Genomic DNA, 2394 nt, shown 5'->3' with positions numbered 1-2394 from the left:
GCGATCCGCGCGCAATCCGGCAAACCCTGTTCAACGTGCGCACGGCCATGTTGCCGCCGTCCTTGCGGGTGGATGAGGAGACGCTGTCGTTCGCGCCGATGCTGCGGGCGGTCGGGCGCATCGGCACCGGGTTGGAAAACATCGACATCGACGCGTGTGCCCGGGCCGGTGTCGAGTTGGTGCGCGGCAATGCATCTACTGCGCCGGCGGAGGCCGAGTTCCTGGTTGGAGCACTGATCGCCCTGCTGCGCCCTGGCATGCTGGCCGGCCGCGAAGGCGGTGGCCGCGAACTGGCCAGCGCGACCGTGGGCCTGGTCGGGCTCGCGCCGGCGGCCCGCTCGATCGCGGCCTTGCTGAGCGGTTTCGGCTCGCGCCTGATCGGCTACGAGCCGACCCTGCACGCCACCGATGCCCTGTGGGGGCGCTGGCGCATCGAGCCGACCGGCTTGCGCGAACTGCTCGAGACGGCCGATGCGGTGTGCGTGCAGCTGCCTTTCTACAGCCGTTACCAGGGCCTGCTGGGTGATCGCTACCTGCCGCACGGCAAGCCCGGGCAGGTGCTGATCAGCACCTCGCATTCGGCCTTGTTCGACGAAGCGGCGCTTGCGAAGGCGCTGCGCAGCGGACGGCTGGCCGGTGCCTGGCTCGACAGCGTTTCGCCCGGGCTGCTCGATGAAGGCCGGCCGCTGCACGGCGTGGCCAACCTTCACACCACGTCGCGGCTGGCCGGCTACACGCAGGAGTCACGCGTGCGCAGCGTGTGGGCCGTCGCGCAGCGCCTGGACGAGGTGCTGAGCCAGACTCCGCCGGTGGCGCGCGAATCCCGCAGTCAGGTGCCGCCGCTCAACGGGCCGGTGTCCATGCCCGGGCCGTTGGGCCTCGCGGATGGCGCGCTGGATTCGCTGGTCGCCGCCGACAACACCGTCGGCGGTGGCGTGGTCATCGACACGCCCGAGGTGCGCGAACTGCGTGACGCCGAGCTCAGCCCAGACGAACGCGCTGCTCGCGCAGACGCTGCAGCGTCGTACTGAAGTCGGTCAGGCGCGCGCGCTCCTGCGCCACGACCACTTGGGGTGCCCGAGCGACGAAGCCCTCGTTGCCGAGCTTGGCGAGGGCCTTGACGATCTCGCCTTCCAGCCGCAGCAATTCCTTGTCGAGCCGTTCGCGCTCGGCGGCGACATCGATCTCCACGTGCAGCGCCATTCTCAGTTCGCCGAGCACGACGACCGCGGCGGCGGCGCTGGAGCGCGCGAAGTCGGCTTCGCCCGGCAGCACGCGCACCTCGCTGAGCTTGGTCAGCGCCTTGATCAGCGGCGCGGCCTCTTCGATGAACGCAGCGTCACCGCAAGTCAGCAGCGGCACGCGTGCGGCGGGTGAGAGGCTCATCTCGCTTCGCAGGGCACGGCAGGCGCCGACCACCTGCTTGAGCCGACCGACCCAGGCATCCGCTCGTGCATCGACGCGTTGAAGTTCGGCCTGCGGATACGCAGCCGTGGCGATCGAAGCCTCGTGGCCCGCCGGCTTGCGCTCGGCAACGGGTGCGACCACCTGCCACAGCTCCTCGGTAATGAAGGGCGTGATCGGGTGCAGCAGCCGCAGCACCGTCTCGAGCACGCGGATCAAGGTGCGGCGCGTGGCGCGCTGGGTCGCGCCGTCGCCGACCGTGATCTGCACCTTGGCGATCTCCAGGTACCAGTCGCAGTACTCCTCCCATACGAACTGGTAGATCGCACCGGCCACGTTGTCGAGGCGGAACTCGGCGAAGCCTTTCTCCACCGCGGCCTCGACCCGCTGCAGCTCGCCGGTGATCCAGCGGTCCGCGTCCGAGAAGTGCAGGTAGCCGCCCGGCACGCACTCGTCGGCGCCGTGCGGCTTGAAGCCGCAGTCCTGGCCTTCGCAGTTCATCAGAACGAAGCGTGTCGCGTTCCAGAGCTTGTTGCAGAAGTTGCGATAGCCCTCGCAGCGCTTGGTGTCGAAGTTGATGTTGCGGCCCAGGCTGGCGTAGCTCGCCATGGTGAAGCGCAGCGCGTCGGCGCCGTAGGCCGGCATGCCGTTCGGATGCTCCTTTTTCACGCGCGCGGCGACTTTGGGCGCCGTCTCGGGCTTGCGCAGGCCGGAGGTCGATTTTTTCACCAGCGTGTCGATGTCCACGCCCTGGATCAGATCGACCGGGTCGAGCACATTGCCCTCGGACTTGCTCATCTTCTTGCCCTCGGCATCGCGCACCATGCCGTGGATGTAGACGGTCTCGAAGGGCACCTTGCCGGTGAAGTGCGCCGTCATCATGATCATGCGGGCGACCCAGAAGAAGATGATCTCGTAGCCGGTGACGAGCACGCTCGAAGGCAGGAACAGTTCCAGCTCCTTCGTCTGCCTCGGCCAGCCGAGCGAGGA

At 68.4% G+C, this 2394-nt stretch carries 2 protein-coding genes; one reads left to right on the top strand and one right to left on the bottom strand.

The window, feature by feature from the left end; translation table 11 throughout:
- Nucleotides 1–1031 (top strand): NAD(P)-dependent oxidoreductase (locus tag H0W38_RS21015; protein WP_292457854.1); only part of this gene is annotated, 1031 nt, incomplete at its 5' end.
- Here the strand turns inward: H0W38_RS21015 and H0W38_RS21010 are convergent.
- On the bottom strand, nt 982–2394 hold a 1413-nt coding region (locus H0W38_RS21010; RefSeq protein WP_292457851.1), incomplete at its 5' end, for a class I tRNA ligase family protein. The two genes, H0W38_RS21015 and H0W38_RS21010, sit on opposite strands and share 50 nt — an antisense overlap.

Source organism: Methylibium sp. (assembly GCF_013817365.1).
GTDB lineage: Bacteria > Pseudomonadota > Gammaproteobacteria > Burkholderiales > Burkholderiaceae_C > Methylibium.
The sequence above is the reverse complement of the archived record's forward strand: the minus strand, read 5'-3'. Positions and strand labels throughout refer to the sequence as shown.